Below are 23,910 nucleotides of genomic sequence, written 5' to 3'. Positions count from 1 at the left end.
TGGGGATGCGGAACGCCTGCGCGATAAAAAAGATAACGAACAGGACGATGATGATCGTACCCGTCCACGTGTTGGAAAAACGGTAGGCGCCGTGAGCGGCATTGAGGATTTTTTTCTTCAAGAGTTATCTCGCTTCTTCTGCGTGGATTTGAGCCGCTTTGAGGGTGTTGGAGAGCAGCATGGCAATCGTCATCGGCCCGACGCCGCCGGGGACGGGAGTAATGTAGGAGGTTTTGGGCGCGACGGCGTCGTAATCGACGTCTCCGACGAGGCGACCGTCAGGTGCGCGGTTGATTCCGATATCGATGACGATAGCATCTTCTTTGACCATATCGTCCTTGATCAGGTTGATGACCCCGGCCCCGACGAGGATAACGTCAGCGGCAAGGGTGTGTTTTTTGAGGTCGTCGGTAAAAATGTGACAGATTTCGACGGTGGCGTTGGCATTGAGAAGCAGTGCGGCCATCGGCTTGCCGACGATGTTGGAAGCCCCGACGACGCAGCAGTTTTTGCCTTTGACGTCGATGTTGTATTCGGCGAGTAGTTCCATGACTCCCAGCGGCGTACAGGGGACAAAACCGTCCAGCCCCGTCGCGAGACGTCCGACGTTGTAGGGGTGGAAGCCGTCAACGTCTTTGGTCGGAGCGACGACCTCGAGGATTTTGGTCGTATCAACGTGTTTGGGCAGGGGAAGCTGGATCAAAATTCCGTCAATGTTGGGATTGAGGTTCATCATCTCAATGGTTTTGATGATCGCTTCTTGCGAGATATCTTCAGGCATTTCGTGCGTGACGGAATAAAAGCCGGCACGGTCGCACGCTTTTTTCTTCATTCCGACGTAAGCCTGACTCGCGGGATCGTGACCCACCAAAATAACCGCCAGCCCCGGAACTCTCCCCGTCGAGGTTTTGAGTTCTTTGGCTCCTTCGGAGACCTTTTGTTCGATTTTTTGCGCGAGTGCTTTACCGTCGAGTATCTGCATTTAACCACCGTCAACATTGTTTTTAGGTATGATACCGCTAAAAGTCTAAACATTGGTTAAAGGTTGAGAGTGCGCTGGATTTTTGTTCTTTTTTTGGCATTGGCTGTCGGTCAAGCGGAGTCATTCATCACCAAAGAAGAGTATGCCGCAGGGCTGTACCATAATCCGCGCGGGGTAGGATGCCATTTATGCCACGGAGAAACGGGCGAGGGCAAGATGATCGCCAAATACAAAGAAGAGGGAAAAGAACAGGTGTTTGCCGGCAAACCGATCAATAAACTTCCGTTCAAAGAATTTTATCTCAAACTCAACAGCCGGATTATCGGGATGCCGCGGTACTATCTGACCGATACCGAGATCCAGACCCTTTATTACTATCTCCATCGCGAGGAGTTTAAACGTGCCGCTAACCAACCCCGAAAAACTAAATAGCCTGATCTCATCGGGCGACCTCGACGCCCTCCGCCTCCTTGCCGTCCCCGTCCGCCGTTTCCCCAACCGATCCCTTGGTTTTCGTTCAGCGATGATGCTCTCAACCCAAAACGTCAAGCACCTCGCTAAAATTCCTTCGCTCAGCGCCGAATGCGTGATGCTCAACCTCGAAGACGGGGTCGCTGCGGAGCAAAAGCCTTATGCCCTTGCATTGTGTGCAATTGCGCTCTCATCCAATCCCAAAAGCGACAAAAAACTCATCGTCCGCGTCAATCCGCTGGATGAGGGGGGAATCGAAGAGATCGCGTATCTAAACCCCTTTATGCCCGATGGCATCCGTATCCCGAAAATCCGCTCCGCCGAGGATGTCCGGCTTGCGTTGTCGCTGATCGACGAAGAGATCGAAGTACACCTCTCCATCGAGACGAAAGAGGCGTGGCTTTCCCTCGGCGAGCTTGCGATCAGTCCGCGGATCCGTGCGTTTTATCTGGGAGTGCTCGACCTTTTCGCCGATTTGGGGCTTTCTCAAAGCCTGCTTCATCCCGACAATCCGAGTGCGCATTACATGCTCGCCCATTTTCTCATGACGTCGCGCGCATGCGGCATCAAACCGGTATCGTTCGTTTATCAGGACCACAAAAATCTCGATTGCCTCCGCAACTGGCTGGAACTGGAGAAGATGATGGGATTCGATGCCAAAGGGTGCATCGCCCCCGCGCAGGCCGATTTGATACACGAGATATTGGGCCATTCCCACGCGGAACTCTCCCGCGCGCGGGAGATCGTTGCTTTGTTCGAAGAACGCGCAGCGCAGGGAGTTACCGGATTCGATCACGAACGGTACGGTTTTATCGACGAGCCGATCTATAAGGGAGCTTTAGCGGTTTTGAATAACCGCTAGGCTGAGGGTCAATATCCCGTGAGGTTGTACCAGACGCGGTAGCGGATCAGCGTTTTTTGCTGCGGGCGCGGGTATTTGGCATAGGCCAGTTCGATCACCTCTTTGGTCGTGTCGTCGAGTATCGAGAGACGGCTGTTTTTTAGGAAACGGATGTCGGAGATACTGCCGTCGGGATGGAGGTAGAACTCGATCATGTTGGTGTCGTTGACGCGGATGCTGTCGGGGATCCGGCTGCGGCCGTAGCGGTCCAAAACCCCCTGCGTGATGCGGCGCATGATCTCTTGATTGTCGATGATGTATTTTTGTTCCCCTTCGGAGAGTTCGCTGAATTTGTCGCCGTAGAGGCGTTCGATGCTGTCGGATATCTTCGTCGCGCTTTTAAGCGGCTTCTCCTGAGCGGAAGGATCGGCTTTGGAGAGGATGTCGTACAGCCCTTGCTCTTTTTTCGGTTGGCGTTCGATGGCAGCGACCGGTTTGGCGACGTGCCGCTCGAACGCTTTTTTCGGCTCGGGTTCGGCCAGTTTGGAAACGCTCGGCTGCGATGCGGATTTGGGCGGCGGCGGAGTGGAAGTCTTCGGCGGTGTACGCGGTGCGGCGGACGGTTTTTCGAGCTGTTCGCCGCGCGGAATCGAACGCGCTTCGCTCACTTTTGGAATCGTGTTGGGAACGAGTGCTTCCGTGGGTGTATCGGGATATTCTTTGAGTGAGAGTCGGAACCGTTCTTCTTCGGGTTCTTCGGTCGGTTTGGTTTCCGGTTGCAGATGATTGAGCAGGATCAACAGCAGGGCAATAATGAGGTGAACCAAAAAGGCGATGATAAAGGCGTAAAGAGAAAAAGATTCGGTTCGCTTCATAAGGGCGCATTCTACCCTGATTTTCCTAATGAGTAAAACAGAAGATAGTAATACCCGCGTTTGCGGGCAAGAACATGAGGATTAAACGGCTCCGAAAGAGAGTTTTCCCTGAGCGGTTTGAGTCGCTTTGATCTCATCGTACGTTTTATCGGCAATTCGTAGCGTCGTGCGTTTGAACTCGTTGCACACCGCATCGATTTTTTCTTTGTCGGACATCTTTTTCAAATCCCCTTTTGAGAGATCGGCGAAATCGAGCAGTTCGTTCCATACGGAACTCTCATCAAGCGCGTAGGCGTAGAAGGTAATCCCCTCGTAGACGAATTTCCCTTTTCCGTTGATGTCGGAGATAAAAAGGAGGTATTTTCCCTCTGGGCTGAAAAACTCTTTGTATTTGGCGAAGAATCCCTCGAACAAAGTGATAGTCGGGAGTTCAACCGCTAAAAAATCGATGGTGTCGTTGTTGGTCGCGAGCAATACCTGTTTGACGATCTCTTTGGGAGGGAGACTTTTATCGGCGGTGATCACTTTGCCTTCGGTTACGACGAGGCATCCGCGGTAAGCGTATTTGTAAGAGTCGGTCGGTCCGTTATAAACGATCATCCATTCGAGTTTGTTTTCGCTGATATAGCTTTGGATAGACATTGAGTTTCCTTTGGGTTGTTTGAAGGACTCAATACAATTCTTGTTCTATCCCTAGCAGCTTCGCAACGCTTCGTTGATCTGCTCCAATGCCAGCGATTTGGCGTTTTCAACCTCTTTGTTATCCCACCAATACTCGATAATCGCGTGTTCGATCTGTTCAATCTGATCCATTCGGAGATGGGCGAATACTTCGTACGAACTGATCTGCTCGGGAGCAACCCCTTTTGCGGCGGCAATTTTGCCCAGTGTTTCGATAATGCTCTCTTCGAGAGGTTTCGGGCTGATCTCTTGACGGGCCTGATCGATCCATGCGCGAATCTCCTCTTCGAGATAATCGTGCCCCCACACCTGATAACACAGGATACGGTTCGGGGTGTAGAGCAGCTTTTCGTCTTCACCCAAAACATCGGACGTTTTGACGGCTCCGTCGTGTACATAGACTTCCAGCCGTTCGTTTTCGCGAAGGGTGCAGGCGCGCTCAAAAGCGGCGCGGGCGTGTTTGAGAACTTCGATGCGCAGGTTTTCGTTCATAGTGGTTTCCTTTATGACGCTATGGGTTTGGTGTTGTGGTAATCCCACAGCCGTTTATAGTGACTGTCGAGCTGTGAGAGGGTTGAATCGATCGTTATAAGCTCGCTGCTGTGTTCGAAACGCTGATGAATATTTTTGCTGTACCACTCTTCCATCTCTTTTTTAAGGATGTTGCGTTTGGCGACTGTCTGGGCTATGAGATGGCGCAACTCCTCCATCTCCGCGGTGATTGTCTCACTCATGGCTGTCATCGGGTCTCCTTCGCATCAAAATATTGAACGCTAATGCATTTTTCATTCATGCGTTGAGAACGGCAATTGCAATCTTCAGACTAAAAGAGCGATACACAAGCGATAGGAGAAGAAGATGGAATCCGAGTCATTGATGAAAACAGCTATTGCGGCGTATGATAATAAAAAGTATACGAAAGCGAAAGAAATTTGGGAATCTCTGAGCGCTGTCGATAGCGATGCGATGGTGAATCTGGGAACGATGTACGTCAAAGGATTCGGTGTTGCCAAAGATATCAAAACCGCTTTTTCTTTGTTTGAGCGTGCGGCTTCCATGGGGCATGAAGTAGCATCGTTTTATCTGGGCGGCATGTACGAGAACGGCATCGGCGTGAGTGCCGGCAAAGAGCAATCGATCCGTTACTACACCGTAGCCGCAGAAGCGGGAATGAGCACCGCTCAGCTCAAACTGGGGATACTGCTTCGCAATGACGATGTGCTGAACTCGATGAGATGGATGATCCGTGCCGCCCATGCAGGGGAAGCGCAAGCCCATGCGCTTCTAACGTATGTCAGCAATCAAAGTACGGCGACCGACATAAATGTCGCATTTCGGATGATGGAAGAAGCGTCCCAGCGCGCCAAAGTCGAATCGGTGATTACCGGCAACCTCGCGCCCATCCTTGCGAGCGACGGCGGAGGGGTGGAACTGGTTCATTACGTCGGCGGGGATACCCCAGAAATCTGGCTCCGTTATCTGGGAGCGTGTTCGGGATGTCATCTGGGGCCGACGTCGACGGCGGGGATGATTTTAGAGCAGTTCGAAAACGCTATCGATAAAAAGATCGTAATATATCTCTGGTAACAGGAGTCTGCTATGAATGCGATGGTCGCGCGGGTTGAAGATATTAAAAGTGATGAATTTTTCAGCTGCATCACCGTGCGGGTGAATGGTACCGATTTGAAGCTGCTCAAAACCGAAGCGCCCAAATGGCTTCATGTCGGCGATGAGGTCGAATGTCGCATCCAGGAGGCGGCGATCGCGATCTGCAAAGGGGCCAAAGAGGGGAGCGTTTCGATTGAAAATCATTTGAAAGGGGAACTGCAACATTTTCGTAAGGGAATAGTGCTCAGTGAAGTGAGCGTTGATACCCCGTGCGGAAAACTGAGTTCGCTGATTACGACCGATGCGTTCGAGAGGATGGCTCTGTGTGAGGGGTGCGAAGTGACGCTGCTGCTCAAAGCGGTGGATATCAAGCTGCTGCCGGTTTTGGGTGATGCCTCGTACGAAAAATGCAAAGAGAAATTGTATCAGGTTCAAAACTGATAATGTGCACAAGTGCACATGAGCTCTACCCTCAGGGGGCACAATGTCTGCTGAAGAGAAAACAAGGGTACCGCTCGGCGAAGCCGATGTTTCCTTGAGCTCAGCGTTAGCGTAGCCAAAAGGGGCTTTGCTCCTTTGGCGTATAAAATAATGGCAAGGAGTAAAAAATGGCTGTATTAATAACGGATTTATGTATCAACTGTGACGCCTGCATCGAAGTATGCCCCGTAGGAGCGATCGCAAGCGAGAGCGATTCGCCGCGCGAGGATTGGGAGTACACCTACGTCAAACCTGAAAAATGCATCGAGTGCGTCGGTCATGCCGAAACGCCTGCTTGTGCCGCCGAATGTCCTACGGAAGGGTGCATCGTGTGGGATATGCCCTATACCGCCGAGTACAACGACTACTATGTCAACAGCGCTGAGTATGTTATCAGCGAGTCGAAAAAACGGGGACTGTTGACGCCGGAAGTTGCACCGCAGACGTTCCGCGAAGACATTTCTATCGCGTCGCGCAAAGCGCGTGAAGCGGTAGCGGTTTAAAAGGATATTTCGTGCTTATCGCGTTTGCGTCCTCCGACGGTATCCATGTGAACCAACATTTCGGCTGGTCGAAAAGCTTCGAGCTTTACCGTATCACTGCCGAGGATGCCGAGTATGTCAAAACACTCGACAGCTCGGAGGATGAAATCGCCGACGAACATGAAAAACTTGCCTACAAAATCGGTACGGTCAAGGAAGCGGACATCATGTATTGTTCGCAGATCGGCCCTACGGCATCGAAAATGGTGCTCTCCGAGAAGATCCATCCGATGCGCGCAGGCGAAAACGACCGGATCGATGAGACGATCCAAAAACTTCAGGAGCTGTTGCTGGGAAACCCTCCGCCGTGGCTACTGCGAGTCGTGCACACTACGAAAGACAAGGGGTAACTTATCATGTCAGTCATCATCAACGATACCTGCATCACGTGCGATGCTTGTTTGCAGCAATGTCCCGTCAATGCGATTGTCGACGATAGCAACAATCCGACGGGGAAAAAACAGTATTATGTGCAACCTGAAAAATGCGTCGAATGCGTCGGCATATACGATGACCCCCAATGCGCGGCGATTTGTCCAAGCATCGGGTGTATTACGTGGGATATGCCCTTCAGTGTAGAATTCGACGAACATTTTCGTAATGAAACGATCTATAAACTCGGTGTAAGCAAAGACGGAAAAATCAAATCTCCGGCGTACAAAGAGAAGCTTTACCGTCACGATATTCCGCTTGCCGAACGCGGCATCGGCAAACTTGTACAGGAAGAACCCGAATCGCTTGAAGAGGCGGGATAAACAGAGCGTTTGTTATGTTAACGGAATACACGATACACTTTTATCAACGTTGATACAAAGGAAGTGATGTGCGTACCGTTGTATATGCCCTGTTGATTATCGTCGCATTGCTGATATTAAAGGCGATGTTCATTGATGACTATCTGGCAGAGCGCAAGGCTGCCGAAACGAATGCCACCGCGGTTGAGACACCACCGCAATCTCCCAGCGGCGAGAACACAGTTTCTTCTGCCGAATCGGTGAAAGAATCCGACAGTGAAACGAACAAAACGCGACAGAAAGCTCCCTACAGCGATATGCCGCTCGAACGTGCCGGCGATACGATAGCCGAAACCATCGGAGGAAAGCTCTAAGGGCTATTTCGCCCTTAGCAGCATCACTCCGCTCAACACGATCAATGCTCCTCCGGCAATCACGGCCGGGGTCGGCAGCCCATCCCCCAGCAAAATCCCAAACAGCGTCGCAAACAGTACGACCGAATAGCTGACGGTGCTTACAATCCCCGCTTTGGCATAAAAATAGGCGCGTGTCATAAAAATCTGCCCGAATGCCGCCGCCGTTCCCATAAGGACGATCCAGAGCCAGTCGCTGCCGCTGGGGATGACGAACGGGCTCAGGGCGAAGGCGAAAAGTTCGGAGGTATGGTATTCGGCCATTGCCATCAAAACAGCGGGGATGAGGACGCCGAAGATCATGAACGATAAGACCACCGTCCGTTCGTCGTAATGCGATTTCAGGCTTCGGACGCTCGTGTAGGCCAGAGCCGAGAGAAAGCCGGTCAGCAGTCCCATGACGTGCAGGTACCCAAACTCCGCGCCGCCGAGCAGCATCACCCCGCCGAATCCGACAAAAATGGCGATCACCGAGCGCAAAGAGAGTTTTTCCCCCATCAGCAAAAAGGCGAGCAGCGCGGTGAAAATCGGTTCGGTTTTGGAGTAAACGATCGCATTGGAAAGGGTCGTGGCGCTCACCGTGTAAAAAAAAGCCAGCAGGGCAATCGTTCCGATGACGCCGCGAAAAAGGAGAGTGAGGGGACGCCCCCCGACATTGCGGATCGGATGACGCAGCACCAGCATCGCAATCAGCACCAGACCGACGGCGTTGCGCCAAAACGTCACTTCGACCGATCCCATGGAAGACGAGAGAAGTTTGGCGAAGGCAATCGTCAGGGCAAACAAAAAAGATGCGGCAAGCATGTACACGATGCCGCGGCGGGTGTCGGGATGAACAATCATGGACGCGATTGTAGCATGAAACACATACGCAAACTAATCTCGTTTTGGATAAAATGAATCCAAAAAGCAAAGAAGTTTTTGAATGGTGAATAAAACCGGTTTTACGGGTGATTTTTGGGGCGGAACGGCCGCCATGCTCGTGGCATTGCCCTCGGCCATCGCGTTCGGGGTGATTGTTTATGCCTCGATCGGCGGAAATTACGGCGCATACGGTGCGGTAGCCGGGATTGTGGGCGTAGCGGCGGTCGGGATCGTCGCGGCATTGCTCGGCGGCACCAAGCAGCTCATTTCCGCTCCGAGCGCCCCGGCGGCTGCCGTACTGTCGGCTTTTTGCATCGAGTTCGTTTCCCGCGGATACGGAGGGGATACCATTTTCGTAATGGTCATGCTGGTCGCGTTGGGTGCGGGGCTGATACAGATTTTGTTCGGGATCGCCGGGCTTGGGCGTTTGATCAAATACATGCCTTTCCCCGTCGTCAGCGGGTATCTTAGCGGGGTAGGGCTGTACATTATCGCTTCGCAGGCCCCCAAATTTTTGGGACTCCCCGAAGGGATGGATTTTTGGAGCGGGGCGGGGAACCTGTTTACGTGGGAGTGGCAGAGCATCGCGGTGGGAACGGCAACGATTGTCGCCATGCTCTATGCCGAGCGTATCGTGCGGTATGTGCCGGCTGTTATTGCCGCGCTTGTCGTCGGGATAGCAACCTATTTTCTGTTGGGCCTGGCCGACCCGTCGCTCTACCGCCCCGACAACCATTTTCTGATCGGCTCCATCGGCGGAAGCGGAGTGTGTGATTTTTTCGATGCGCTCAAGGGGCGTTTCGAGATGCTTCCGCAGCTGTCGTGGAACGACGCGGCGGTTTTGCTGCTGCCCGCCCTGACACTGGCGGCGTTGTTATCGATCGATACGCTCAAAACCTGCGTCATCGTCGATTCAATGACCCACTCGTATCATGATTCGAACCGCGAGCTGATCGCACAGGGATCGGCCAACAGCGTCTCCGCGCTGATCGGCGGGATGCCCGGATCGGGAACGATGGGGGCAACCATGCTCAACCTATCCGCAGGAGCGTCCACCCCCCGCTCGGGAATCGTCGCCGGGTTGATGGCCGTGATCGCTTTTTGGATGCTGGGATCGTACATCGCGTGGATACCGGTGGCGGTACTCTCGGGGATACTGATGGTGATCGGGGTACGGATGATCGACCGCCGCAGCATTCGGCTGTTGCGCAACACCAAAACGGCGCTCGATTTCATCATCATCGCGACCGTGGCGGCGATAGCGGTTTCGGTCAGTCTGATCGTGGCGGCGGGAGTAGGGCTGGCGCTGGCGGTGATCCTCTACATCGTTCAGCAGATCGGTATGTCGGTCGTGTATCGTCGGATCGACGGCAGCGACACCCGAAGCAAGATCGTCAGAAACAGGCAAGAAGAGGAGATTCTGCGCGAGAGCGGCGACATGTTTTCGCTGTACGAATTGCACGGGACTCTTTTCTTCGGGACGGCCAATCAGCTCTATTCGGTCCTGCGCAGCGATCTCGCGGATAAAAAATACATCATTATCGACATGAAACGGGTTCAGACGGTGGATATTACCGCAGCCCACATATTGCTCCAGATCAAAGACATTCTTCACGAAAAAGACGGCTATCTGATCCTGTGCCGTTTGCCGCACAAGCTCCCGACAGGCGATGATCTGGAGATATTTTTCAATCAGGTCGGACTTCTCAAGCACATGAGTCCGATCAAGGTGTTCGACGATCTTGACGACGCAATCGAATGGGTGGAGGAGAAGATCATCTGCGAAAACCGGGAAGTGGAGAAAACCGAATCGCTTCTGCCGCTGGGGCATTTCGATTTTTTCAAAGGGCGTCATGCCGATACCCTCGAAGAGATCGAGGCTCTGGTGCAGAGTCGTTCGTTTCGTGCCGGGGAGGTGATTTTCTCGGCGGGAGACCTTGGAGGAGAGCTTTTTCTGATCCGTCGCGGTTTGGTTCGGATTATGCTGCCGATGAGCGAGAAGAAAAGTATCCATCTCAATACGCTCGGGCAGGGCAATTTTTTCGGCGAGTTTTCGTTTTTGGAAGGGAGTCCGCAGTATACGGGAGCCGTTGCCGGAAGCGATACCGACGTGTACGTGATTTCGCGCGAAGCGTTCGAACAGTTTTCCCAGCGGCATAAGAAAGCGTCGTTTTATTTTATGCGGAGCATCGCCGCCGTTCTGGCCGAGCGGCTGCGGTCGGCGAGTGCGGAGCTGGGAGAAGAATACAACGTCTAAGAACGATTTTTGCTTGTACCTAGATAATCCGGAATACGAGGAGTAAACGATGAACGTGACATCCGTTGGGAACGCCGCCCTTTCCTATGCCCCCGAAAGTCTGACAAGCGAGAGCGCAGAGAGCCTCAGCTATGCGGACGTCATCGCGCAGTTTTATCAGGCGCAAACCTATAAAAGCCGCGATGAGATCAACGACGAAGATGCCGAACTGGCCAAGTTCAGAGAAGATTTGACGACCAAAGGCTCGGCGCTCTTTCTCAAAGAGCTAAACGAGGAAAAAATCGAAGCGCTGATCGAAGAGTACCGTCAAAAATTGATGAAGCTCAAAGAAGAGAACCCCGATACGCCGATGGACATCAATCAGATGGTTAGCGATTTTCGCAAACAGCTGCTCGAAGAGCTGATGAAAGCGGAAAAAGCGGAACAGGAAAGCCGCCCGCTTCAAGCCGATGCGATGATGAGCGCGGATGTTCTCGAAAACGTGAAAACGAATCAGGATCAGGACAAAAAATCGGCTCTGGCCGAGATCGGATTTTTGGAACAGATGCTGAACCCCGCACACTCCGAAGCAAAAAAGCAAGAGATCCTCAATTAGGGAGAAGCGCATGAACCCTTCCAAAGTGATCCGTGAGAAAGTCGAAAAGCTGACCGATCTGCCCAATATCGGCAAGACGGTCGCCAATGATCTCAAAAAGATCGGGATCACCTCTCCCAAACAGCTCAAAGGACAAGACCCCTACGATCTGTATGTCCGGTTCTGCACGGCGTTTGGAGAGAGGCAAGACCCCTGCATGCTCGACGTGCTGATGTCGATCACCGATTTTATGGACGGCGGAGCGCCGCGCGTCTGGTGGGACTATACGGCGGAGCGCAAACGGCGCTACGGGGATAAAATCGCTGTTCGATCATAGGCGTGTCAGCAGATAAAGCTGCCCGTAGCAGTCGCAGAACCGTTTGCATCCGCACGCGTAAAAAATATTTTTGCCCGTCTGAACGGAATAGCTGCCGAAATCGGTTTTGATGACGTCGCCTTGGATTCTGAGGATGCTCACGGTACGGACGAGGCAGGGATCAAAAGGGTCGAGCCGATGGTACTTTTCGCGCAAAGAATGGACCCATACGGCTTGGGCCGGCACGGAGAGGTTTTGTGCCCGTTCCTGATCCCACTCCCGCACCGCCCCGAGCGCCCCAAGCTCGGCGTCGGAAATGTTGCGGTAGAGGCGCATCAGCCCACTTCGTTCGTATAGGCATAGGTCGAAGAGATCGCGCGGAGCCGTTCGACTGCGCGGGTAAAGACGTCGATCGTGTAGTCGATCTCGTCGCTGGTCGTAAAACGCGAGAGGCTCAGACGGATCGCCGTGTGGGCGAGTTCGGGGTCTTCGCCGATGGCGCTCATGACGGGATTGGCTTCGAGCGATTCGGAGGCGCAGGCGCTCCCGGTGGAGGCGGCGATCCCTGCGCGGTTGAGATCCCACAGCATCGCTTCCCCCTCGATGCCGCGCACCGAGATTAGGATCGTGTTCGGTGTACGGCGGTTGCGGTCTCCGACGACGATCGTATCGGAGATTTGCGCGAGGGCATCTTCGAGACGGTCGCGCAGAGCACGCACGTCGGTGTTCATCTTTTCGATATGCCCCACCGACTGTTTCATCGCCAGACCCATCCCGATGATGTAGGCGACGTTGAGGGTTCCGGCGCGCTTGCCCCCCATCTGCTCGCCGCCGTGCAATAGGTTCGGAAGCTCGCTCCCTTTTTTGACATACAATCCACCGATCCCTTTGGGACCGTGGAATTTGTGCGCCGAAAATGTCAGGTAATCGACCGGGGTTTTCGAGAGGTCGATCGCGACCTTGCCGATCGCCTGCACCGCGTCGGTATGGAACAATATCCCCTTTTCGTGAGCGATAGCAGCAACTTCCTCCACAGGGAAAATCATCCCCGTTTCGTTGTTCGCCCACATCATACTAATTAATATCGTCCTATCGGTGATCGCCGCCGCCATGCGCTCCGCGCTCACGTAGCCGTTTTCATCGACGTCGACGAAGGTTACCTCGACCCCCTGTTCTTCCAAAAAGTGCAGCGTCTCCAGCACCGAGGGGTGCTCGACGGCGGTGGTGATGATGTGGTTTTTGCTCGGATCGGGAAGGATGTATTTGAAAAAGACCCCTTTGAGCACGGTGTTATTGCTCTCGGTCGCGCACGAGGTGATGAGGATGTCATCGGGATCGGGGGCGTTCAGCGCATCGTACATGTATCCCATCGCTTCGTTCAGGTAGGGGCGTACTTCCATGCCGTATTGGTGGAGCGAGTTCGGGTTGCCATAGAGCTCTTCGAAAAAGGGCTGCATTTTCATCTTGACCAGCGGGTCGAGTTTGGTGGTGGCGTTGTTGTCGAGGTAAACGCGTTTCATGGGTAGTCCTCATAATGGTGGGAATTATGAGGAGAGATTGCAAGATTTGTTCGAGAGAGTATCTTGCAATGAATATCATTTTATATTTGACATACACTGTACAGTTTAATAGAATGTGAAAATATCAATTAAAAAAGTTTGAAAATGGATCAAAAAAATACTGAAAATTCAAAACTGTTTAGAAGCGGAATTTGTAGTTATACAATAGGGGAAAATGAGACAGAAGGAGAAGGGGACGTAGTTGAAATAAATGCGCAAACAGGTATTGCTAGAAGAAGACACTCTACTCCTGATGAAATCATTGCAAGAGAGGAAATGCATAAAATAAGTTTGTTAGAGGAAGAAAAACAACAACAAAAAGCATTATTTAGAGAGAAAATAATTTCAGAAGTTCAATATGAAGATCGCATCGTAATCTTTTTAGACGTATTAGGATGGGGAAATTTGGTAGAAAAATCAGTAGAAAATACTGATGTATTAACAAATATAGCGAATATTGCTTACAACGCAAAAGACATGTCTGAAAATTTAAATAGTGAAAAAGAATTTCCATTATTTAGTAGAGTTACAAATTTTTCTGATAGCTTAGTTATTAGTTTGTCTATAGATGATTTATACCCACAAAGAATAGAATTTTTTTTAATGCCTTTAATATCAGCTGCTTTACATGCAGGGATGTTTATCAGAGGAGGAATTACAAGAGGAGCAATTTATCATGATAATAATATGGTTTTTGGTCCAGCATTGAATAAAGCCTATCAACTTGAATCAAAGGATGCTAATTATCCAAGAATAATAATAGATGAATCGGTACATGAAATCTGTTATAAAAATAAGATAGAGTTTTTAAAAAATTGGAGAAAAATAAATGATGATTATTTTTTCTATGATTTTATTTATACACTTACACAATTTATATTTGATAGTAAAACTATAGTATATGAAGAGACAATTAATAAATTGAAACAAACAATAGAAGAAAATTTAAATATTCATGAAAATGATGACAGAATATATCAAAAATATATTTGGTTAGCAAAATATTTTAATCAAGTTTATACTAATCATGTCATAAAAATATGACCTGTTTAGACAAAAATATCACACATCTTGCAAAAAAAATTATAAAAATTACTGTCAATATAGTTGATTGTTGATGACTTTTTCACCACCGTTTGACGGGAATCTGCCGCATCGTATCGTTATAATGGGACTTATTTGATAAAATACGACTTTTAAACGATTGAGAAGGTTTTTTGTATGAACGAGAGCAAAGATTTTTTACGTGTCATCGTCGAAGAAGATTTAAAAGCACACAAATATAACGAAGTCGTGACACGCTTCCCCCCCGAGCCGAACGGCTTCCCCCACATCGGACACGCCAAATCGATCGCGATCAATTTCGGTATCGCGCGCGACTACAAAGGTCACTGTAACCTGCGGATGGACGATACCAACCCCACAACCGAAGACACCCGCTACGTCGAGGCGCTCAAAGACGCCGTAGAATGGCTGGGGTTCAAATGGGAGGGGAATGTACGCTACACCTCCGATTATTTCCCGCAGATTTATGCCTATGCGATCGAACTGGTCAAAATGGGCAAAGCCTACGTCGACAGCCTGAGCGAAGAGGAGATCCGCGAGTATCGCGGAACGGTAACCGAACCGGGTCGCCGCAGTGTCTATGCCGAGCGGAGTGTCGAAGAGAACCTCGACCTGCTGGAGCGGATGAAAAACGGCGAGTTCAAAGACGGTGAGCACGTGCTGCGTGCCAAGATCGATATGAGTGCGGCGAACATGAAGATGCGCGATCCGCTGCTGTACCGCATCCGTCACGCCCACCACTACCGCACGGGCGATGCGTGGCATATCTACCCGATGTACGATTTCGGACACTGCCTCTCGGACTACATCGAGGGGGTGTCGCACTCGATCTGTACGCTGGAGTTTGAAAACAACCGCGACATCTACGACTGGGTGCTCGATACGCTGGGGCTGACCTCGCCGCGCCCGTATCAGCACGAGTTCGCACGGCTGGGGATCAACTACACCGTCATGAGCAAACGAAAGCTCCTCGAACTGGTCAATGAAAAATACGTCAGCGGGTGGGACGATCCCCGTATGCCGACCATCGCGGGATTGCGCCGGCGCGGGTACACCCCCGAGTCGATTCTGAACTTCTGCCATCAGATCGGTGTCGCCAAAGCCAACTCGATGGTCGATGTAGCACAGCTCGAGTTCTGCATCCGCGATGACCTGAACACCAAAGTGCCGCGCGTCATGTGTGTTCTCGACCCGCTCAAAGTGACGATCGAAAATTACGAAGGCTCCGAAGAACTCGACGCCTCCTACTACCCCGATGACGTCCCCAAAGAGGGGTCGCGCAAACTGCCGTTTTCTCGTGAGATATACATCGAGCGCGAGGACTTCAGCGAGAACCCTCCTGCGGGCTTTTACCGCCTCACACCCGAACAGCCTGTCCGGCTCAAACACGCCTACATCATCACCTGCAAAGAGGTGATCAAAGACGCACAGGGGAACATCACCGAGATCATCGCGACGTACCGTCCCGACTCGAAAAGCGGCTCCGATACCAGCGGTATCAAGGTCAAGAGCGCGATCCAGTGGGTCGACGCCGCACGCGCCAAAACGGTCGAGGTACGGCTCTACGACCGCCTCTACGCCTGCGAAGCGCCCGAGGGGGTCGAAGACCTCAATCCGGGTTCCCTGAAAGTGATCAAAAACGCCCTCATCGAACCGGCCGTCATCACCGAAAAACCCGACGTGCGCTTCCAGTTCGAGCGTCAGGGGTATTTTTACGCCGATCCGATCGATTATACCGACGAAGCGCCGGTGTTCAACAAAATCGTCGGGCTCAAAGATTCGTGGAACAAAAAAGCCAAAGGCGAAGAGAACACGGCTAAATCTGAGCGCAAAGCGGTAGAGAAAAAAGTACAGATCGACGGTGAAGTTGCCCCGATGAATGAAGTTGAGCAGGCTCGTTTTAACAAATACTCTTCTGAAGAGTATGGACTGAATAATGAAGTCGCTAACACCCTCGCACGGGATGAGAAACTCGCGAGATTTTATGAAGAGATTCTTACACAACTACAGCATAAAAATAATAAAAAGTTTTTAAATATGCTAGCAAATATTGTAGTTAATGATGTAGCGAGAGAGTTAAAAAAAGATATTGAAAGATTGAGTTTCACAACTACTCAAATTCTTTCACTTGCTTATATGATACATTATGGTCAAATCTCGACAACAATTGCTAAAACAGTTTTTGAAGAAATGGTCAAAACCGGAGAACACCCTAAGGCTATAGTGGACTCAAAAGGACTTCAGCAGATCAGCGATCCGTCGCTCATTCTGCCAATCATCGATGACGTGATGGCGAAAAATCCCGACAATGTCGAAAAATACAGAGCGGGTAATACCAAACTGTTCGGATTCTTTGTCGGGCAGGTGCTCAAAGCGACCGGAGGAAAAGCAAATCCTCAGGTCGTCAACGACCTTGTAGCGCAGAAGTTACAATAAAGAGCGGTTATTCTTGCTCTTTGTCTGATTTAAAGGTGTAGATCGGCTCTTTGGTCGGATCGTCAATCACCGCATCGGTGATCGTGACGCTCTGCAGATTCTTCTTCGACGGGCAGCTGTACTGCAACGGCAGCATCGATTCCTCTATAATTCCGCGCAGTCCGCGCGCTCCCACCCCTCTATCAATCGCCTTTTGCGCCACTGCCTCGAGTGCTTTGGCATCAAAATTCAGCTCGATGCCGTCCATGTCGAAAAACGCCTGAAACTGTTTGATGAGGGCGTTGTCCGGCTCGGTGAGGATCTGGATCATCTGATCTTTGGTGAGTTCGCCTAGCTGTGCGACGACGGGGATACGTCCGATAAATTCGGGGATCATCCCGTAGTGCACCAGCGCTTTGGCATCGATTTTTTTGGGCTTGGCGGCAATGCCCGTTGCGCTTTTGGCAAATCCCACTTTGTTCGATTTCTTCGTATGGGTGTCGGGGACGAGACCGACGAACGCACCGCCGCAGACGAAGAGGACGTGCGAGGTGTTGAAGAGCACCGTTTCGGTAGTAGAGTTTTTACGGCTTCCCTTGATGGGGACGTAGACTTCGGCCCCTTCGAGGATTTTGAGCAGACCCTGCTGTACCCCTTCACCCGATACGTCGCGCCCCATCGTCGAACTCTCTCCCTTGCGGGCGATTTTGTCCACTTCGTCGATGTAGATGATCCCCCGTTGTGCGAGGTCGATGTCGTAGTTGGCGGCGGCGAGGAGGCGGCTGAGGATGCTCTCGACGTCTTCGCCCACGTAGCCCGCTTCCGTGAGGGCGGTGGCGTCGGCGACGGCGAAGGGGACCTGCATGATCTTGGAGAGCGATTTGGCGAGCAGCGTCTTGCCGCTCCCGGTGGGGCCGACGAGCATGATGTTGGATTTTTCCAGCTCGACGTTGTTGTAGATGGGGTTTTCGATCCGTTTGTAGTGGTTGTAGAGGGCGACGGCGAGGACCTTTTTTGCCTCTTCCTGCCCGATGATGTATTTGTCCAAAAACTCGACGATTTTCTCGGGAACGGGGAGCTGCTGCTGCATGGCGGAGCGTTGTTCGTAACGCACCTCTTTTTGGAGAATCGCCGAGCAGGTGGTGACGCACTCGTTACAGATATGGGTCGTCTCCGAGGAGAACATTTTTTTCACTTCGCTCTGTTTTCTGCCGCAGAACGAACAGGTTTTTTCCGGTGTGCTCATCATACATCCTTGGCGCTGAATTTGGTGAGAATCTCATCCGCCAGACCGAATTTGATCGCTTCTCTGGCCTCCATGTAGTTATCACGGTCGGATTCTTTTTCAATCACTTTGGCGCTTTGCCCCGTCGCTTCGGAGAGGATGACGTAGAGGCGACGTTTGAGGTTCAAAATGTGTTTGGTGTGGATCTCGATGTCGCTCGCCTGACCCGAATAGCCTCCCAACGGTTGATGGATCATCACTTCGGCATTGGGGAGCATATAGCGGTGATTCTTCTCCCCGCAGGTGAACAGCACCGCCGCCATCGAGGCGACAAGACCCATCGCGTAGGTGTAGACGGGGGCATTGATAAGATTCATAGTATCTAATATGGCCAGTCCCGCCATGACTGAACCGCCCGGTGAGCTGATGTACATGTGGATCGGCTCTTCGGAATCCATCGCCTCCAGATAGAGCAGCTGGGAGACGATAACCCCCATCATGTGATCGTCAATCGCTTCGGTGATAACGATGACACGGTCGCCGAGGAGTTTGGAAAAGAGATCGAAATAACGCTCTCCGCGCGGGGAGACGTCTTTGACGGTTGGAATGTAAGGCATCTTTAGCTCCTTTTATACAAATGCTTCGATAAATTCGCGAAGCGACATCGGGATCACTTCGAGGTGATGCTTGTCGATGAACTTCTGCTCTTTTTTTCCCAGCTCGCGGTCGGTGAGCACGTATCCCCCTTCCAGATCGAGCGAGAGTTCGTTGGCGACCATGCGGTCGGTGTCACGGTCGAAATAGGTCCCTAAAAAGAGGTATTTTCTGGCCTTCCGGTAGGTTTTGAGCACTTTGGGGACGGCGTAGCCGCCCATCGCCTCGGTGAGCCAGTCGACGTAGTCGGCGTCGCTGATGACGAAAGAGGGGTTAGGCAGAGGGGAACCCATCGGTTTAAAGAGGATTTTTTCAGCCGTTTCTAGCACCTCATCGTCGACGAGGAAATATTTCTGGTTCTCGACGTCGTATTCGTAGACTTCGTAGCGGTAGTCGTTCCCCATGATCCGCGATTTGCCGATGATAAGGCAGTGCGGGGTAAAGGCGAAGAGTTCCTGGAGTTTCGTATCGCGGTTGGTGTCGATAATGTAGCGCGGCGACATATCGACGATCGCCTTGTGCAGCGGCGTAGGGTCAAAGGGCTTGGTGTAGATGTGGTTAATGAGCTGGGTCATGTACTCCACACCCCGTCGTTGCTCCAGATGCATCGCGGCGCGCGAATACTCGTACATCAGGCGCGGAGCCATTGCACGGCCGCCGTTCATGGCGAGGATCAGCGAATCACTGTCATGGGGGACGTTCTCCCCCTCTTTGGTCGTGATCCCCTCAAAGACCCCAAGAGAGAAGTAGGGGATCGTGGTCTGGTTTCGAATCTCTTTTTTGATCGTTTCGAGTTGGGTATTCATCCGTGGCATCCTTTTCCGGTGTAGCAGTTTTGTGCGGCGGCGATCTTGACGAGGGCCTTATCCAGACTGAACAGACTGTCAAGATCATTGAGAATTTCGTGGTAGAAGACCGCCCCGTCTTTGGAGATGACGAAGAGGGTTTTGGAAAGTTCGCTGTTGTTTAGACGAACGCCGTAATAGTCCCCGAACGCTTCGCCCGCATCGATCCCGAACTGCCACTCTTCGAGCTTGGGATCATCGTGTTTGTCTGTTGCGACGACGAGCGCTTTGGTGATGGCGCCGAGGGCATTGAGGGAGAGCAGGGCGTCCAGCTCGCCCAACTGGGCAATGAGCGCGTCATCGATAAACGGCGCGGTAAGTATCAGCTGCGTCACGCCGTTTTGCCCGCCGACGCGGAAGCTCTCATGTGCGGTGTTTTTGAGTTCCACGCACTCGGAAGCGTAGCCGATATCGAGGGGGATGTCGTCGAGTTGTAGTATGGATGCTTTGTGGCGAATCTGCAAAACCGGCTCCTTGGTTGGACTGTCGGAGCAGATAATGCATTTTATGTTCTTGCGGGGAATGTCAGGGTTGCGGCGTTTCTTCGGTTTTTTTTGCTTTTTTCAGCTCCTTGACCGCCTCTTTGGAGTCTTCGGCCTCTTTTTCGAGGGCAAACCATGCGTCGTTCATGAACGGGTCGCTTGTCGGTCGGGAAAGCTCGCTGCATTGGCTCAGAGCCTGAGCTTTGTCCGGGCAGGCGCGGACGCATTCGGCGCAGTAGATACACAGGTAGGGGTTGTAATGGTAGGTGTACGCGTAACTCTCGCGATCCTGCGTGAAGCGTATCGCCCCCGGAGGACAGACCTCCTCGCATTTGAGGCACCAGACGCATTTGGGCTCATCAAAGAGGATCAATCCTCTCGCCCCTTGGTGTTTGGGGGAGGAAACGAACGGATAGTTGAGCGTGGCGGGGGCGCTGAAAAGGTTTTTCAAGGCGTTCAGGAGGGCTTTGAACATGCGCTACCTCGCCGTACACGATAGACACGGATCGAACGAGGCGATGATCGCGGGAGCGTCGGCATAGTTCGCTCCCTTGAGCGCTTCGATCATCGCCGGAACCGAGCCGAACGTCGGGGTTTTGATCCGTACGCGATCCAGATACTGTCCTTTGGACGCTTTGAGGTAGTAAAAACACTCGCCTCTGGGCGCTTCGACGCGCATGTAGCTCTCCCCCTCGGGGGTACCGCGCACTTTTGCGGCGATCTCCCCTTCGGGCAGACCGTCGAGCGCCGACTCGATCAGACGGATGCTTTCGAACACTTCCAGCAACCGAACCATGTTCCGCGCGTGGATGTCCCCCTCGCTCATCGTGACGCTGGCAAAGCCAAGCTCGCCGTAGGGGAGATACGCGCTTTCGTTGCGTACGTCGAAATCGATCCCGCTGGCGCGTGCGAGCGGACCGAGGGCCGAATTGCGATAGGCGTTTTCGGCCGTGATGATTCCGACCCCTTTGTATTTGAGCGAGAGGCTCCAGTTGTTTTCGAACAGCTCTTTGATTTCCCCCACTTTTTCTTTGAGCAGTCCCAGACGCTGCCGGATAAGGGCTTCGATATCGGTCGTGATGTCGCGGTTGACCCCGCCGATGCTGACGTAGTCGAACTGCACGCGGTTGCCCGTCATCGCTTCTTGGGCTTCCATGACGAGTTCGCGGTCTTTCATCGTCCGCATGAACAACGCTTCGAATCCCGCGTTTTCGGCGGTATGGGCGAGGCAGAGCATGTGCGAGTGGATACGGTCGAGTTCGTTGGCGATGAGGCGCAGATACGAGGCGCGGCGCGGGACCTCCTGTCCCATCAGCTCCTCTGCGGCAAGGGTGTAGCAGGTGGAGTGGATGATGGCGCACAGTCCACATACCCGCGCAACGACGTACCCCACCTGTTTGAATTTGAAGGTCGTCGTACATGCCAGCTCGACCCCGCGGTGAACGTATCCCACATCGGCTTCGACCCCGACGATCGTTTCGTTTTCGCATGTAAACGAGAACCGGACGGGTTCGAGCAGGGCGATGTGCTGGCTTCCCAGCGGTATGTTGATCGTCTTTTTCATCGTTTTCTCCGCAGCGGCGCATCGGGGCCGTCGAGTTCGATGAACATCCCCTTGCGCGAGTTTTCAAAACGCGCATCGAGCAGGTCGCGCAGCTCCCCTTCGTACATCCGCGCGGTGGGGAGGAGATCGGCGAGACTGGGGAGGATGGCGTCGCCGGGGGCTTTGGCGCAGAACACTTTCCATTCGTCTTTGGCTCCGATTTTCGTAAAAGCCCACTGGATTTCGAGTTCGTCGTTTTCGAACAGGCCGTTGATGCAGACGAAATGCCATTGCTTCATGTCGTAAAACGCTTCGATGACGCTTCGGACGTTTTCCATGCTTGTCGGTTCTTTGGTCACGATCATAGTTTTCCCGCCATGTTGGTTTTGTCGATTCCGCCGTCGCGTTCGCTGATCTCGCCCATGAGCTTTTTGGGCTGTTCGACATTTTTGGATTTTTTCTCCAGAATCTCCAGCGCCTGCACGAGGCCGTCGATGATCTGCTCGGGGTGGGGGGCGCATCCGCCGATGTAGACGTCGACGGGGATATAGCGGTCGATCCCGTCTTCGGAGCCGTACATCCCTCTGAATACCCCTCCCGTGCAGGTACACGACCCGCAGGCTACGACGACTTTGGGCTCGGGAATCTGGGTGTAGAGTTCCACGAGGCGTTCGCGGCTGCGCTGGGTGACCGGGCCGGTGACGAGGAAGATGTCGGATTGTTTGGGGTTGCCCGTATTACGTATGCCGAGGCGTTCAAGGTCGTATTTGGGCGCCAGGCACGCCAGAATCTCGATATCACAGCCGTTGCAGCTGCCCGCGTTGTAGTGGAGGACCCACGGCGATTTTTTACGGAATCGGCGCAGGAATTCGGCGATCATAGCACGACCCCCACAATGAGATTGGCTGCGGCGAGGACGAAAGCGACCGAATAGAGGATGCGTACCATGTCGGTATAGCGTACCCGTGCGGTCGCGTTGTCGGCGAATACGACGGTGAGAAACGCACTCACCGCGAGGGTGATACCTAGGAGGAGGTTGTTGCCGCCGAACAAAAAGACGAGGGTGAAGACGAAGATCATGTCCAGCCATTTGGCGGTATAGACCGCTTCGTAGAACCGTCCCGAAAACTCGATCTCCGCTCCGCCTACGATCTCCTGATGCCCTTCGGCAGCGTCGAAAGGGGACTTTTTGAGCAATCCGGGAAGGGCGATCAGCAAGGCGGCAAATCCCAGAATCGAGGGGAGGAGGGAAGGGGGCGCGTTCAGTATCGCAGAAACCTCGAAACTCCCGCTGTGCAGGTAAAAACCGATGGCGCTCAAGATCAAAACAGGCTCCAGTGCGGCGATGGCGATCAGCTCGCGCGTCGAACCGATGCGGCTGTAGGCCGAACGGGCCGAATAGCCCGCAACGATCAGCAGCGCGGCGGAGAGGAGGTGGAAGAAGATCGCCACCAGCAGGTCTCCGCCGAAAAAGAGAACCGCCAAAGCGACCCAGGCCGCGGCGAAATGGACGATCCCCATCGCGGCATGGAACGAGTGGATCATCATCGGGCGTTTGTCCGAGAGTTTGAACAGGTCATAAAACGGCTGAAGCAGGGGCGGCCCCTGGCGCGACTGCATCCGCGCTTTGAGTTTGCGTTCGATGCCGTAGAGCAAACCTCCTAAAATCGGCGCCATAAGGGTCAGAATCCAGCTCATAGGTTAAATGCTCCCGCAAGGATGACGAGCAGAAACAACACCAAGGAGAGAAGGTTCGCAAAGGACTCGATTTTCCCCGCCGGATCGAAATAAAACGAATAGGCATCGGTCTCTATCCGCTCGCCGCAGGTGTAGGGCATAACACGGTCCACCCCTTTGAACCGGAAGATAGCGGCCAGAAGCGGTGCGATCCCCAGTAGAAAAAATGCGGCGAGGATGTGCCACAATTTTATTTGTCCGAACGGGAGGATAATGCCTCCCTTATCTCCCCATACGGGTACGGGATTCAAGACGATATCGGCCGCCGTTTCCCTGAAAAAACCGCCCATAGCCACAGAGATAAACAAAGCGAAGACCAGCAGCAGCACGCCCAAAATAGCGGGGGGAATCAAATAGCGGTAATCTTCCTTTTCCCGTTGTGCCGCTCCGTCCGTGAGGAAACGGCCGATCGTTTTGAAATACAGCAGTGTCAGTGCCACGCTTCCGACGGCAATGAACAACAGCAGGATAACCGTCGTGACTCCTCCGGCGCCGTTTCCTCCCTCGTAAACGAGCCATTTGGCAAAAAAGACCCCGAAAGGGGGAAGGGCGATGCTAACAAATCCAAGAACGACCAGCAAGGAAAGCAGCGGCGCACGCTGAAAAAGACCCTGGACCGATTCGATGCTTTTGATCCGATAACGCTTTTCGGCAATACCTGCGCACATGAAAAGAAGCGCTTTGGAAATACCGTGAAAAACGATCAGCAGCAGGCACGCCAAAACGCTCAGAGGTGTTGCAAGCGCG

At 52.7% G+C, this 23,910-nt stretch carries 31 protein-coding genes and 1 pseudogene; 13 read left to right on the top strand and 19 right to left on the bottom strand.

The genetic code is table 11. From position 1 onward, the window contains the following. Both JU82_RS12115 and folD read right to left on the bottom strand, forming a co-directional pair. Window positions 1-109: pseudogene (locus JU82_RS12115) on the bottom strand (signal peptidase I); the annotation flags it as partial. A gap of 15 nt (window positions 110-124) precedes the next feature. After that, window positions 125-982 carry a bifunctional methylenetetrahydrofolate dehydrogenase/methenyltetrahydrofolate cyclohydrolase FolD gene (gene folD, locus JU82_RS10125; protein ID WP_037950168.1) on the bottom strand — a complete coding sequence of 286 codons (858 nt, stop codon included), beginning with the start codon at window positions 980-982 and terminating at the stop codon, window positions 125-127. A gap of 69 nt (window positions 983-1,051) precedes the next feature. Between folD and JU82_RS10120 the strand changes: the two genes are divergently transcribed. Next, complete coding sequence (locus JU82_RS10120) at window positions 1,052-1,414, top strand: hypothetical protein (RefSeq protein ID WP_037950165.1); 363 nt, start codon at window positions 1,052-1,054, stop codon at window positions 1,412-1,414. Further along, window positions 1,383-2,315: an aldolase/citrate lyase family protein gene (locus tag JU82_RS10115; RefSeq protein ID WP_294892815.1), complete on the top strand. Its 933-nt coding sequence runs from the start codon at window positions 1,383-1,385 to the stop codon at window positions 2,313-2,315. The genes JU82_RS10120 and JU82_RS10115 overlap by 32 nt, the downstream gene beginning before the upstream one ends. Before the next feature lie 8 nt (window positions 2,316-2,323). On the opposite strand, the gene JU82_RS10110 is transcribed toward JU82_RS10115, so the two are convergent. From JU82_RS10110 to JU82_RS10095, 4 genes are all read right to left on the bottom strand, one after another. Continuing rightward, the gene (locus JU82_RS10110) at window positions 2,324-3,169 is read right to left on the bottom strand and encodes a TonB C-terminal domain-containing protein (protein WP_294892813.1); all 846 of its coding nucleotides are present in this window, start codon (window positions 3,167-3,169) and stop codon (window positions 2,324-2,326) included. An 81-nt stretch (window positions 3,170-3,250) separates the two neighbouring features. Continuing rightward, window positions 3,251-3,811: a hypothetical protein gene (locus tag JU82_RS10105; RefSeq protein WP_294892811.1), complete on the bottom strand. Its 561-nt coding sequence runs from the start codon at window positions 3,809-3,811 to the stop codon at window positions 3,251-3,253. Window positions 3,812-3,862: 51 nt separating this feature from the next. Continuing rightward, window positions 3,863-4,342: a hypothetical protein gene (locus JU82_RS10100; protein ID WP_037950163.1), complete on the bottom strand. Its 480-nt coding sequence runs from the start codon at window positions 4,340-4,342 to the stop codon at window positions 3,863-3,865. Between the two features lie 11 nt (window positions 4,343-4,353). Then, window positions 4,354-4,593 (bottom strand): hypothetical protein, encoded by a 240-nt coding sequence (locus JU82_RS10095; protein ID WP_037950159.1) that lies wholly within the window; start codon window positions 4,591-4,593, stop codon window positions 4,354-4,356. A gap of 115 nt (window positions 4,594-4,708) precedes the next feature. Here JU82_RS10095 and JU82_RS12110 point away from each other — a divergent pair, with 115 nt between their 5' ends. From JU82_RS12110 to JU82_RS10065, 6 genes are all read left to right on the top strand, one after another. Then, window positions 4,709-5,437, top strand: a complete 729-nt coding sequence (locus JU82_RS12110) for a NifU family protein (protein ID WP_294892809.1) — start codon at window positions 4,709-4,711, stop codon at window positions 5,435-5,437. A gap of 12 nt (window positions 5,438-5,449) precedes the next feature. Beyond that, complete coding sequence (locus tag JU82_RS10085) at window positions 5,450-5,899, top strand: TOBE domain-containing protein (RefSeq protein ID WP_037950156.1); 450 nt, start codon at window positions 5,450-5,452, stop codon at window positions 5,897-5,899. A 167-nt stretch (window positions 5,900-6,066) separates the two neighbouring features. Beyond that, window positions 6,067-6,441 (top strand): 4Fe-4S dicluster domain-containing protein, encoded by a 375-nt coding sequence (locus JU82_RS10080; protein WP_037950154.1) that lies wholly within the window; start codon window positions 6,067-6,069, stop codon window positions 6,439-6,441. Window positions 6,442-6,452: 11 nt separating this feature from the next. Further along, window positions 6,453-6,830, top strand: a complete 378-nt coding sequence (gene nifX / locus JU82_RS10075) for a nitrogen fixation protein NifX (protein ID WP_037950151.1) — start codon at window positions 6,453-6,455, stop codon at window positions 6,828-6,830. A gap of 6 nt (window positions 6,831-6,836) precedes the next feature. Next, on the top strand, window positions 6,837-7,235 hold the full coding sequence (locus tag JU82_RS10070; RefSeq protein WP_037950148.1) for a 4Fe-4S dicluster domain-containing protein: 399 nt from the start codon (window positions 6,837-6,839) through the stop codon (window positions 7,233-7,235). A gap of 68 nt (window positions 7,236-7,303) precedes the next feature. Beyond that, window positions 7,304-7,588: a hypothetical protein gene (locus JU82_RS10065; protein ID WP_037950145.1), complete on the top strand. Its 285-nt coding sequence runs from the start codon at window positions 7,304-7,306 to the stop codon at window positions 7,586-7,588. Between the two features lie 3 nt (window positions 7,589-7,591). Here JU82_RS10065 and JU82_RS10060 read toward each other — a convergent pair whose 3' ends face one another. Continuing rightward, entirely contained in the window at window positions 7,592-8,494 is a 903-nt protein-coding gene (locus JU82_RS10060; RefSeq protein ID WP_294892806.1) for a DMT family transporter, read from the bottom strand. Between the two features lie 58 nt (window positions 8,495-8,552). Here JU82_RS10060 and JU82_RS10055 point away from each other — a divergent pair, with 58 nt between their 5' ends. The 3 genes from JU82_RS10055 to JU82_RS10045 are packed head-to-tail and all read left to right on the top strand — an operon-like array spanning window position 8,553 to window position 11,659. Beyond that, on the top strand, window positions 8,553-10,748 hold the full coding sequence (locus tag JU82_RS10055; RefSeq protein WP_037950140.1) for a SulP family inorganic anion transporter: 2,196 nt from the start codon (window positions 8,553-8,555) through the stop codon (window positions 10,746-10,748). 49 nt (window positions 10,749-10,797) lie between these two features. Further along, entirely contained in the window at window positions 10,798-11,343 is a 546-nt protein-coding gene (locus JU82_RS10050) for a hypothetical protein (protein ID WP_037950137.1), read from the top strand. A 10-nt stretch (window positions 11,344-11,353) separates the two neighbouring features. Next, window positions 11,354-11,659: a helix-hairpin-helix domain-containing protein gene (locus tag JU82_RS10045; protein WP_037950134.1), complete on the top strand. Its 306-nt coding sequence runs from the start codon at window positions 11,354-11,356 to the stop codon at window positions 11,657-11,659. Here JU82_RS10045 and JU82_RS10040 read toward each other — a convergent pair. Together JU82_RS10040 and JU82_RS10035 are read right to left on the bottom strand one after the other, a co-directional pair. Then, window positions 11,654-11,974: a hypothetical protein gene (locus JU82_RS10040; protein ID WP_037950131.1), complete on the bottom strand. Its 321-nt coding sequence runs from the start codon at window positions 11,972-11,974 to the stop codon at window positions 11,654-11,656. The genes JU82_RS10045 and JU82_RS10040 overlap by 6 nt on opposite strands. Then, window positions 11,974-13,158: a NifS family cysteine desulfurase gene (locus tag JU82_RS10035; protein WP_037950127.1), complete on the bottom strand. Its 1,185-nt coding sequence runs from the start codon at window positions 13,156-13,158 to the stop codon at window positions 11,974-11,976. Before JU82_RS10035 ends, JU82_RS10040 begins: the two co-directional genes overlap by 1 nt. Window positions 13,159-13,302: 144 nt before the next feature. Here JU82_RS10035 and JU82_RS10030 point away from each other — a divergent pair, with 144 nt between their 5' ends. Beyond that, on the top strand, window positions 13,303-14,241 hold the full coding sequence (locus JU82_RS10030) for a hypothetical protein (protein WP_037950124.1): 939 nt from the start codon (window positions 13,303-13,305) through the stop codon (window positions 14,239-14,241). A 177-nt stretch (window positions 14,242-14,418) separates the two neighbouring features. Continuing rightward, window positions 14,419-16,698, top strand: a complete 2,280-nt coding sequence (locus JU82_RS10025) for a glutamine--tRNA ligase/YqeY domain fusion protein (RefSeq protein ID WP_037950121.1) — start codon at window positions 14,419-14,421, stop codon at window positions 16,696-16,698. Between the two features lie 7 nt (window positions 16,699-16,705). Here JU82_RS10025 and clpX read toward each other — a convergent pair whose 3' ends face one another. The 10 genes from clpX to JU82_RS09975 form a co-directional block, all read right to left on the bottom strand. After that, entirely contained in the window at window positions 16,706-17,923 is a 1,218-nt protein-coding gene (gene clpX / locus JU82_RS10020) for an ATP-dependent Clp protease ATP-binding subunit ClpX (protein ID WP_037950117.1), read from the bottom strand. After that, on the bottom strand, window positions 17,923-18,519 hold the full coding sequence (locus JU82_RS10015; RefSeq protein ID WP_037950115.1) for an ATP-dependent Clp protease proteolytic subunit: 597 nt from the start codon (window positions 18,517-18,519) through the stop codon (window positions 17,923-17,925). Before JU82_RS10015 ends, clpX begins: the two co-directional genes overlap by 1 nt. A 12-nt stretch (window positions 18,520-18,531) precedes the next feature. Then, a complete protein-coding gene (locus JU82_RS10010) occupies window positions 18,532-19,362 on the bottom strand; it encodes an SIR2 family protein (protein WP_037950112.1) in 831 nt (276 codons plus the stop codon). After that, on the bottom strand, window positions 19,359-19,865 hold the full coding sequence (locus JU82_RS10005; protein WP_037950109.1) for a hypothetical protein: 507 nt from the start codon (window positions 19,863-19,865) through the stop codon (window positions 19,359-19,361). Before JU82_RS10005 ends, JU82_RS10010 begins: the two co-directional genes overlap by 4 nt. Window positions 19,866-19,926: 61 nt before the next feature. Further along, a complete protein-coding gene (locus tag JU82_RS10000) occupies window positions 19,927-20,358 on the bottom strand; it encodes a 4Fe-4S dicluster domain-containing protein (protein WP_037950104.1) in 432 nt (143 codons plus the stop codon). Between the two features lie 3 nt (window positions 20,359-20,361). After that, entirely contained in the window at window positions 20,362-21,447 is a 1,086-nt protein-coding gene (locus JU82_RS09995; RefSeq protein ID WP_037950102.1) for a nickel-dependent hydrogenase large subunit, read from the bottom strand. Further along, window positions 21,444-21,791, bottom strand: coding sequence for an NADH-quinone oxidoreductase subunit C (locus tag JU82_RS09990; RefSeq protein WP_037950099.1), 348 nt, complete (start codon window positions 21,789-21,791; stop codon window positions 21,444-21,446). Before JU82_RS09990 ends, JU82_RS09995 begins: the two co-directional genes overlap by 4 nt. After that, a complete protein-coding gene (locus JU82_RS09985; RefSeq protein ID WP_037950096.1) occupies window positions 21,788-22,306 on the bottom strand; it encodes an NADH-quinone oxidoreductase subunit B family protein in 519 nt (172 codons plus the stop codon). The genes JU82_RS09990 and JU82_RS09985 overlap by 4 nt, the downstream gene beginning before the upstream one ends. Next, window positions 22,303-23,124, bottom strand: a complete 822-nt coding sequence (locus JU82_RS09980; RefSeq protein ID WP_037950094.1) for a complex I subunit 1 family protein — start codon at window positions 23,122-23,124, stop codon at window positions 22,303-22,305. The genes JU82_RS09985 and JU82_RS09980 overlap by 4 nt, the downstream gene beginning before the upstream one ends. After that, window positions 23,121-23,910 (bottom strand): proton-conducting transporter membrane subunit (locus JU82_RS09975; protein ID WP_294892801.1); only part of this gene is annotated, 790 nt, incomplete at its 5' end. The genes JU82_RS09975 and JU82_RS09980, both read right to left, overlap by 4 nt.

The organism is Sulfuricurvum sp. MLSB (assembly GCF_000747095.1).
Classification (GTDB): Bacteria; Campylobacterota; Campylobacteria; order Campylobacterales; family Sulfurimonadaceae; genus Sulfuricurvum.
The sequence above is the reverse complement of the archived record's forward strand: the minus strand, read 5'-3'. Positions and strand labels throughout refer to the sequence as shown.

Excerpts from the sequence above, each read along its gene's own strand:
- folD (WP_037950168.1), bottom strand. The coding sequence starts at position 982 with ATGCAGATACTCGACGGTAAAGCACTCGCGCAAAAAATCGAACAAAAG.
- JU82_RS10110 (WP_294892813.1), bottom strand. The coding sequence starts at position 3,169 with ATGAAGCGAACCGAATCTTTTTCTCTTTACGCCTTTATCATCGCCTTT.
- JU82_RS10105 (WP_294892811.1), bottom strand. The coding sequence starts at position 3,811 with ATGTCTATCCAAAGCTATATCAGCGAAAACAAACTCGAATGGATGATC.
- JU82_RS10100 (WP_037950163.1), bottom strand. The coding sequence starts at position 4,342 with ATGAACGAAAACCTGCGCATCGAAGTTCTCAAACACGCCCGCGCCGCT.
- JU82_RS10095 (WP_037950159.1), bottom strand. The coding sequence starts at position 4,593 with ATGACAGCCATGAGTGAGACAATCACCGCGGAGATGGAGGAGTTGCGC.
- JU82_RS12110 (WP_294892809.1), top strand. The coding sequence starts at position 4,709 with ATGGAATCCGAGTCATTGATGAAAACAGCTATTGCGGCGTATGATAAT.
- JU82_RS10085 (WP_037950156.1), top strand. The coding sequence starts at position 5,450 with ATGAATGCGATGGTCGCGCGGGTTGAAGATATTAAAAGTGATGAATTT.
- JU82_RS10080 (WP_037950154.1), top strand. The coding sequence starts at position 6,067 with ATGGCTGTATTAATAACGGATTTATGTATCAACTGTGACGCCTGCATC.
- JU82_RS10070 (WP_037950148.1), top strand. The coding sequence starts at position 6,837 with ATGTCAGTCATCATCAACGATACCTGCATCACGTGCGATGCTTGTTTG.
- JU82_RS10055 (WP_037950140.1), top strand. The coding sequence starts at position 8,553 with ATGGTGAATAAAACCGGTTTTACGGGTGATTTTTGGGGCGGAACGGCC.
- JU82_RS10050 (WP_037950137.1), top strand. The coding sequence starts at position 10,798 with ATGAACGTGACATCCGTTGGGAACGCCGCCCTTTCCTATGCCCCCGAA.
- JU82_RS10045 (WP_037950134.1), top strand. The coding sequence starts at position 11,354 with ATGAACCCTTCCAAAGTGATCCGTGAGAAAGTCGAAAAGCTGACCGAT.
- JU82_RS10040 (WP_037950131.1), bottom strand. The coding sequence starts at position 11,974 with ATGCGCCTCTACCGCAACATTTCCGACGCCGAGCTTGGGGCGCTCGGG.
- JU82_RS10035 (WP_037950127.1), bottom strand. The coding sequence starts at position 13,158 with ATGAAACGCGTTTACCTCGACAACAACGCCACCACCAAACTCGACCCG.
- JU82_RS10030 (WP_037950124.1), top strand. The coding sequence starts at position 13,303 with ATGGATCAAAAAAATACTGAAAATTCAAAACTGTTTAGAAGCGGAATT.
- JU82_RS10025 (WP_037950121.1), top strand. The coding sequence starts at position 14,419 with ATGAACGAGAGCAAAGATTTTTTACGTGTCATCGTCGAAGAAGATTTA.
- clpX (WP_037950117.1), bottom strand. The coding sequence starts at position 17,923 with ATGAGCACACCGGAAAAAACCTGTTCGTTCTGCGGCAGAAAACAGAGC.
- JU82_RS10015 (WP_037950115.1), bottom strand. The coding sequence starts at position 18,519 with ATGCCTTACATTCCAACCGTCAAAGACGTCTCCCCGCGCGGAGAGCGT.
- JU82_RS10010 (WP_037950112.1), bottom strand. The coding sequence starts at position 19,362 with ATGAATACCCAACTCGAAACGATCAAAAAAGAGATTCGAAACCAGACC.
- JU82_RS10000 (WP_037950104.1), bottom strand. The coding sequence starts at position 20,358 with ATGTTCAAAGCCCTCCTGAACGCCTTGAAAAACCTTTTCAGCGCCCCC.
- JU82_RS09995 (WP_037950102.1), bottom strand. The coding sequence starts at position 21,447 with ATGAAAAAGACGATCAACATACCGCTGGGAAGCCAGCACATCGCCCTG.
- JU82_RS09990 (WP_037950099.1), bottom strand. The coding sequence starts at position 21,791 with ATGATCGTGACCAAAGAACCGACAAGCATGGAAAACGTCCGAAGCGTC.
- JU82_RS09985 (WP_037950096.1), bottom strand. The coding sequence starts at position 22,306 with ATGATCGCCGAATTCCTGCGCCGATTCCGTAAAAAATCGCCGTGGGTC.
- JU82_RS09980 (WP_037950094.1), bottom strand. The coding sequence starts at position 23,124 with ATGAGCTGGATTCTGACCCTTATGGCGCCGATTTTAGGAGGTTTGCTC.